We start from the raw sequence: 7,083 nt of genomic DNA on the forward strand, positions 1-7,083 counted from the left end.
GCGCCTCCACCCCGGGGGGGGGGGGTGGGCGGGCGGGGGGCGGGGGGGGGGCCGGGGGTTTTTCGGCGGGGCCGGCCCCGGGGCCGGCACTACCGATTTTGAACCCTACGGATGCTCAGACACATGCTTGAACAGACGCTCGATCACCTGCAGGCCCTGGTGTCCTTCGACACGCGCAATCCGCCGCGGGCCATCACCACCGGCGGCATCTTCGATTACCTGCGCGCCAACCTGCCCGGGTTCAACGTGGAGGTGATCGACCATGGCGAGGGCGCGGTCAGCCTGTATGCCGTGCGCGGCACGCCGAAGTACCTGTTCAACGTGCACCTGGACACCGTGCCGGACTCGCCGCACTGGTCGGCCGATCCGCACGTGATGCGGCGCCTGGACGACCGCGTGGTCGGCCTGGGCGTGTGCGACATCAAGGGCGCGGCCGCGGCCCTGGTGGCGGCCGCCAACGCCAGCGACGGCGATGCGGCGTTCCTGTTTTCCAGCGACGAGGAAGCCAACGACCCGCGCTGCATCGCCGCCTTCCTGGCCCGTGGCATCCCCTACGAGGCGGTGCTGGTGGCCGAACCGACCATGAGCGAGGCGGTGCTGGCGCATCGGGGCATCAGTTCGGTGCTGATGCAGTTCAAGGGCCGCGCCGGGCATGCCTCGGGCAAGCAGGACGCGGCGGCCAGTGCGCTGCACCAGGCGATGCGCTGGGGCAACCGCGCGCTGGATCACGTGGAATCGCTGTCGCATGCACGCTTTGGTGGCCTGACCGGCCTGCGCTTCAACATCGGGCGCGTGGAAGGCGGCATCAAGGCCAACATGATCGCCCCGGCGGCCGAAGTGCGGTTCGGCTTCCGCCCGCTGCCGTCGATGGACATCGACGCGCTGCTGGCCACCTTTGCCGGGTTCGCCGAACCGGACGCGGCCCTGTTCACCGAGACCTTCCGCGGGCCCAGTTTCCCGGCCGGCGATATCGCCGAGGCGGAACACCGTCGCCTGGCCGCGCGCGACGTGGCCGACGCACTGGATATCCCGATCGGCAACGCCGTGGACTTCTGGACCGAGGCCTCGCTGTTTTCCGCCGGCGGCTACACCACGCTGGTGTACGGCCCGGGCGATATCGCCCAGGCCCACACCGCCGATGAGTTCGTGACGCTTGCGCAGCTTCAGCGCTACGCCGAATCGGTCCACCACATCATCGCCCAGGGCGCCTGAGCCCATGTCGCCGTCGTGGCCTGCCACTGACGGACCTTCCATCGCGGCCCCGGCCGCCTGTGACGAAACTGAAATGCCTTCTTCCCTCCAGCCCCACCGCCAGACCCGCCAGACCATCGTGCGCCTGCTCTCCAGCATGGCCAGCGCGAAGGAGATCAGCCAGTACCTCAAGCGCTTTTCGCAGGTGGACGCCAAGCGTTTCGCCGTGGTCAAGGTGGGCGGGGCGGTCCTGCGTGACGACCTGGACGCGCTGACCTCCTCGCTGTCCTTCCTGCAGGAAGTCGGGCTGACCCCGATCGTGCTGCACGGTGCCGGCCCGCAGCTGGATGCCGAGTTGTCGGCGGCGGGCATCGTCAAGGAAACGGTGAACGGCCTGCGCGTGACCTCGCCGGAAGGCCTGGCGATCGTGCGCCGGGTGTTCCAGGCCTCCAACCTGCAGCTGGTGGAGGCGCTGCAGCAGAATGGCGCGCGTGCCACCTCCATCACCGGCGGCGTGTTCGAGGCCGAGTACCTGGACGTGGATACCTACGGCCTGGTCGGTGAAGTGAAGCGGGTCAACCTCGCCCCGATCGAGGCCAGCCTGCGCGCCGGCTCGATCCCGGTGATCACCAGCCTGGGCGAAACCCGCTGTGGCCAGATCCTCAACGTCAACGCCGATTTCGCCGCCAACGAACTGGTCCAGGAACTGCAGCCCTACAAGATCATCTTCCTCACCGGCACCGGCGGCCTGCTCGATGAGGAAGGCAAGGTGATCGACTCGATCAACCTGTCCACCGAGTACGACCACCTCATCGCCCAGCCGTGGATCCACGGCGGCATGAAGGTGAAGATCGAGCAGATCAAGGACCTGCTGGACCGCCTGCCGCTGGAGTCGTCGGTGTCGATCACCCGGCCGGCGGACCTGGCCAAGGAACTGTTCACCCACAAGGGCTCGGGCACGCTGGTGCGCAAGGGCGAGAAGGTGCTGCGCGCCACCACCTGGGCCGAACTGGACCTGCCGCGGCTGAAGGGCCTGATCGAATCCAGCTTCGGCCGCACCCTGGTGCCCGATTACTTTGACAAGACCCGCCTGCTGCGCGCCTACGTCAGCGAGAACTACCGCGCCGCGGTGATCCTCACCGACGAGGCCGAAGGCGTGTACCTGGACAAGTTTGCCGTGCTCGACGATGCGCAGGGCGAAGGCCTGGGCCGCGCGGTGTGGAATGTGATGCTGGAGGAAACCCCGCAGCTGTTCTGGCGCTCGCGCAATGGCAACCCGATCAACCATTTCTACTATGCCGAGTCCGACGGTTGCTACAAGCAGGGCACCTGGAAGGTGTTCTGGTTTGGCGCCGATGGTTTCGAGCGCATCCGCCGCTATGTCGAACATTGCGCGGCGCGCACCCCGAGCCTGGAGGGCTGACCCGATGAACCATGCCGACTGGACCCGCGTCCCCACCCTGGATGGCACCCACGTGCGTCTGGAACCGCTGCAGATGGCGCATATCGACGGCCTGCGGGGTGCCCTGGGCGACGGTGCGCTGTCCGAGCTCTGGTACACCAACGTGCCCAGTGCCAAGACCATGACCGGCTACGTGCAGGCCGCGCTGCAGGCCCAGGCCGAGGGCAGGGTGCTGCCGTTCGCGGTGCTCAATGCCGACGGTGAAGTGGTCGGCACCACCCGCTATTACGGGCTGGAAGAAGAAGTGCCACGGCTGAGCATCGGTTACACCTGGTATGCGCCGCGCGCGCAGCGCACCGGGGTCAACACCGAGGCCAAGCTGATGCTGCTCACCCATGCCTTCGAGCGCCTGGGCTGCCTGAGCGTGGTGCTGGAAACGAGCACGTTCAACACCCCCTCGCGCACCGCCATCGCACGCCTGGGCGCCCGCCAGGATGGCATCCTGCGCAACCACAAACGCCACGCCGACGGCAGCCCGCGCGATACCGTGGTCTTCTCGATCATCGACAGCGAATGGCCGCAAGTGAAGCGCGGCCTCCGCGATCGCCTGGACGCACACGCATGAGCAGTCCCAAGACCTACACCGTCGGCCTGGTCGGCGCCCGCGGCCATACCGGCGCCGAGCTGATCGCGCTGATCGCGGCCCATCCGCGGTTGACGCTGGGCTTTGTATCCTCGCGCGAACTGGCCGGCCAGCGCGTGGCCGATCACTATCCGGTGGCGGGCGATGCGGTGGCCGCCTTCGAGAACCTCGACGCCGATGCCGTGGCCGCCAAGGGCATGGACGCGGTGATCCTGGCGCTGCCCAACAACCTGGCCGCCCCGTTCGTGGCCGCGCTCGAGGCGGCCGCGCCGGACACGGTGATCGTGGACCTGTCGGCCGACCACCGTTTCGAACCGAGCTGGTATTACGGCCTGCCCGAACTGACCCGTGGCGATTACCTGGGCCAGAAGCACATCAGCAACCCGGGCTGCTATGCCACCGCCATGCAGCTGGCGATCAGCCCGCTGCTCAAGCAGCTGGCCGGGCCGCCGCAGTGCTTCGGCGTGTCCGGCTACTCCGGCGCGGGCACCACGCCCTCGGACAAGAACAACCCCGAGCTGCTGCGCGACAACCTGATGCCCTATGCGCTCACCAACCACGTGCACGAGCGCGAAGTCACCGCGCACCTGCGCGTGCCGGTGGAGTTCATGCCGCACGTGGCACCGCATTTCCGTGGCATCACCATGACCGTCAACCTGTGGCTCAACACGGTGGTCAAGCGCGAGGACGTCATCGCGCTGTACCAGGCGTACTACGCCAACGAGCCCCTGATCGAGGTGCTCGACGAGGCACCGTGGGTGAGCCGGATCGCCGGCCGCCATGGCGTGCAGATCGGTGGCTTCGACGTGGCTCCCGGCGGCAAGCGCGTGGTGGTGGTGGCCACCCTGGACAACCTGCTCAAGGGCGCGGCCACCCAGGCCATGCAGAACCTCAACCTGGCCCTGGGCCTGGACGAACTGGCCTCGATCCCGCACTGAACTCCCCTTTCCGTCGCGCCCCTGGCAAGCGGGCGCGCCCAACCCGGCGGAGCGATTCCGCCAACGGAGCAAGACATGGCAGACCTTCTGTGGCAGAAGCCCGGCGTGGCGGTGGACGCCCGCATCCAGGCGTTCCTGGCCGGCGATGATGTGATCCTGGACCGCGAGTTTTTCCTCTACGACGTGGCCGCCAGCAAGGCGCACGCGCAGGGGCTGCAGCACATCGGCATCCTGTCCGGCGACGAGCTGGCGGGCCTGCTGCGCGAGCTGGACGTGCTGGGCGAGGACTTCCGCAGCGGCGCCTTCGTGCTGGACGAACGTTTCGAGGATTGCCATTCGGCGATCGAAGCGCGCCTGACCGAGCGCCTCGGCGATGCCGGCCGCAAGATCCACACCGGGCGCAGCCGCAACGACCAGATCCTGGTGGCCACCCGGCTGTGGCTGAAGGACAAGCTGCTGCACGTGGCCGGCCTGAGCCGCGAAGTGGCCAAGGTGGCGCTGGACCGCGCCGAGGCCGAGAAGGCGCTGCCGCTGCCCGGCTACACCCACATCCAGCGCGCCGTGGTGTCCTCGGCGGGCATGTGGTGGGCCGGCTGGGCCGAGGCGTTCATCGACAACGCGGTGCGCGCCCATGACACCTTCGCGCTGATCGATGCCAACCCGCTGGGCACCGCCGCCGGTTACGGCGTCAACCTGCCGCTGGACCGCGCGCACACCACTGCCGCGCTCGGGTTTGCGCGCATGCAGATCTCGCCAGTCTACGCGCAGCTCTCGCGTGGCAAATTCGAGCTGGCCGCACTGGAAGCGCTGGGCGGTGCCACCCTGGACCTGCGTCGCATCGCCTGGGACCTGTCGCTGTTCACCAGCGGCGAGTTCGGCTTCGTGGCGCTGCCGGCGCAGTACACCACCGGCAGCTCGATCATGCCCAACAAGCGCAACCCCGATGTGATCGAACTCATGCGCGCCACCCACGCCAGCGTGGCCGCCGCGCGCACCGAGATCGAGCAGCTGCTGTCGCTGCCGTCGGGTTACCACCGCGACCTGCAGAGCAGCAAGGGCGCCATCTTCCATGGCTTCGGCCGTGGCCTGGCCGCGCTGGAGCTGCTGCCGGCGCTGCTGGCCAACCTGGAATGGCGCGATGACAAGCTGCGCGCGGCCATCGACTCGGGCATGTATGCCACCGACGTGGCGGTCGAAGCGGCCGTGGCTGGCGTGCCGTTCCGCGAGGCCTACAAGGCCGCCGCGGCCGGCGCGGACAGTGCGGGGCAGGGGCGTACCCCCGAAGGCAGCCTGGCCGCGCGCGTGTCGCCCGGTGCGGCCGCCGACCTGCGGCTGGACGACCTGCGCGCCCGCTGGGCCGCGCTGGTGTGATCACGACGGCGACCGCGAGGTCGCCGTTTCCGCAATGGCATGCCGGGCACCGCCCGGCCAAGGGAGTCTGGATGAAAACCTGTTACCTGGTCCTGGTGACCCGCACCCCGGCCTTCAGCGATGACGCCGCCGCCGAGCACGTCCGTTTCCTGGACCAGCTGCGCGCGCAGGGCCAGCTTGTGCTGACCGGTGGCTTCAGCGACAAGAGCGGCGGGGCTTACGTGCTGCAGGACGTGGCCGACCTGGCCGCCGCGCAGGCGCTGGTGGACACCGACCCGCTGCTGCTGCGCGGCAGCGCCACCGCCCGCATCCACGAATGGAACACGCGCTGAGGCGCACGCCACCGATGACCCTGATCGTGCAATCGCCGTTTCCCGAACAGCCCGTACCGCCCTGGAAGCGGGCGGTACTCAAGGTGGGCAGCAGCCTGCTCGCCGCCGATGGCGGTGGCCTGTCGCCACGCCATGCGCTGGGCCTGGCCCAGTTCGTCTCGGCCAACCTGGTGGCCGGGCGCGAGGTGGTGCTCGTGTCGTCCGGGGCGGTCGCCGCCGGCCGCGCGATCGTGCCGCGTGCGCTGGAGGCCGGTGCGGCGATGGCCGCGCGCCAGGCGCTGGCCGCGCTGGGCCAGGCGCAGCTGATCGGCCTGTGGCAGCGCTTTTTCGAACGCCCGGTGGCGCAGGTGCTGCTCACCCATGACGACCTGCGCAACCGCCGCCGCTACCTCAACGCACGTGCCACGCTGGGCGAACTGCTGCGCCTGGGCGCCTTGCCGGTGGTCAACGAGAACGACACCGTCTCGGTGGACGAACTCAAGCTGGGCGACAACGACAACCTCGCCGCCACGGTGGCGGCGCTGATCGACGCGGACGTGCTGTTCATCGCCACCGACATCGATGGTCTGTACAGCGCCGACCCGCGCCGCGACCCGCAGGCGCGACCGATCCACGACGTGCCCGAGCTGACCACCGACGTGCTGGCGATGGCTGGCGGTGCCGGCAGCGGGGCCGGCACCGGCGGCATGCACACCAAGCTCGAGGCGGCGGCCAAGGCCGGCCGGGTCGGCATCGACACCTGCCTGTTCAACGGTCGCGACAGCGAGGTGGTGCGCGCGCTCGCGCAGGGCCGCCTGTTCGGCACGCGCGTGCATGCCGGCCAGACCCGCGTGGCCGCGCGCAAGTACTGGCTGCGCCATGCGCCGCTGGAACCGGGGGCGATCCTGGTCGACGACGGGGCTGCCCAGGCACTGCGCGACAAGGGCGCCTCGCTGCTGCCCGGCGGCGTCTGTGGCGCCGATGGGGACTTCCGCCGCGGCGACATGGTCGAAGTACGGCGGCGCGATGCCACTGGCGAGGTGCGCCTGGCGCGCGGCGTCAGCCAGTACTCGGCCGGCGACATCCGCCGCATCGCCGGCCGCCACTCGCGCGACATCGAAAGCGTGCTCGGCTACAACTACGGTGGCAACGTGATCCACCGCGACGACCTGGTGTTGCTGTAACGCGTAAGCACATCCACGGTAGCGCCACGCCATGCATGGCGGC

Annotated in this window: 7 protein-coding genes; all 7 read left to right on the forward strand. The window is 69.4% G+C overall.

Annotation, left to right across the window (positions count from 1 at the left end; genetic code table 11):
• Window positions 1–123: 123 nt before the first annotated feature.
• Window positions 124–1,212 carry an acetylornithine deacetylase gene (locus RSA25_RS04975; protein WP_332807800.1) on the forward strand — a complete coding sequence of 363 codons (1,089 nt, stop codon included), beginning with the start codon at window positions 124–126 and terminating at the stop codon, window positions 1,210–1,212.
• A 73-nt stretch (window positions 1,213–1,285) separates the two neighbouring features.
• Entirely contained in the window at window positions 1,286–2,614 is a 1,329-nt protein-coding gene (locus RSA25_RS04980) for an acetylglutamate kinase (RefSeq protein WP_332807801.1), read from the forward strand.
• Window positions 2,615–2,618: 4 nt separating this feature from the next.
• Complete coding sequence (locus tag RSA25_RS04985) at window positions 2,619–3,218, forward strand: GNAT family protein (RefSeq protein ID WP_332807802.1); 600 nt, start codon at window positions 2,619–2,621, stop codon at window positions 3,216–3,218.
• Window positions 3,215–4,174: an N-acetyl-gamma-glutamyl-phosphate reductase gene (argC, locus tag RSA25_RS04990; protein ID WP_332807803.1), complete on the forward strand. Its 960-nt coding sequence runs from the start codon at window positions 3,215–3,217 to the stop codon at window positions 4,172–4,174. Before RSA25_RS04985 ends, argC begins: the two co-directional genes overlap by 4 nt.
• Window positions 4,175–4,249: 75 nt before the next feature.
• Entirely contained in the window at window positions 4,250–5,545 is a 1,296-nt protein-coding gene (argH, locus tag RSA25_RS04995; protein WP_332807804.1) for an argininosuccinate lyase, read from the forward strand.
• Window positions 5,546–5,616: 71 nt separating this feature from the next.
• A complete protein-coding gene (locus RSA25_RS05000; RefSeq protein WP_332807805.1) occupies window positions 5,617–5,877 on the forward strand; it encodes a YciI family protein in 261 nt (86 codons plus the stop codon).
• A 14-nt stretch (window positions 5,878–5,891) separates the two neighbouring features.
• Window positions 5,892–7,040 (forward strand): glutamate 5-kinase, encoded by a 1,149-nt coding sequence (gene proB / locus RSA25_RS05005; RefSeq protein ID WP_332807806.1) that lies wholly within the window; start codon window positions 5,892–5,894, stop codon window positions 7,038–7,040.
• Window positions 7,041–7,083 lie beyond the last annotated feature (43 nt).

The organism is Stenotrophomonas sp. (assembly GCF_036662295.1).
Lineage (GTDB): Bacteria > Pseudomonadota > Gammaproteobacteria > Xanthomonadales > Xanthomonadaceae > Stenotrophomonas.

Excerpts from the sequence above, each read along its gene's own strand:
- RSA25_RS04975 (WP_332807800.1), top strand. The coding sequence starts at position 124 with ATGCTTGAACAGACGCTCGATCACCTGCAGGCCCTGGTGTCCTTCGAC.
- RSA25_RS05000 (WP_332807805.1), top strand. The coding sequence starts at position 5,617 with ATGAAAACCTGTTACCTGGTCCTGGTGACCCGCACCCCGGCCTTCAGC.
- RSA25_RS04985 (WP_332807802.1), top strand. The coding sequence starts at position 2,619 with ATGAACCATGCCGACTGGACCCGCGTCCCCACCCTGGATGGCACCCAC.
- RSA25_RS04980 (WP_332807801.1), top strand. The coding sequence starts at position 1,286 with ATGCCTTCTTCCCTCCAGCCCCACCGCCAGACCCGCCAGACCATCGTG.
- argC (WP_332807803.1), top strand. The coding sequence starts at position 3,215 with ATGAGCAGTCCCAAGACCTACACCGTCGGCCTGGTCGGCGCCCGCGGC.
- argH (WP_332807804.1), top strand. The coding sequence starts at position 4,250 with ATGGCAGACCTTCTGTGGCAGAAGCCCGGCGTGGCGGTGGACGCCCGC.
- proB (WP_332807806.1), top strand. The coding sequence starts at position 5,892 with ATGACCCTGATCGTGCAATCGCCGTTTCCCGAACAGCCCGTACCGCCC.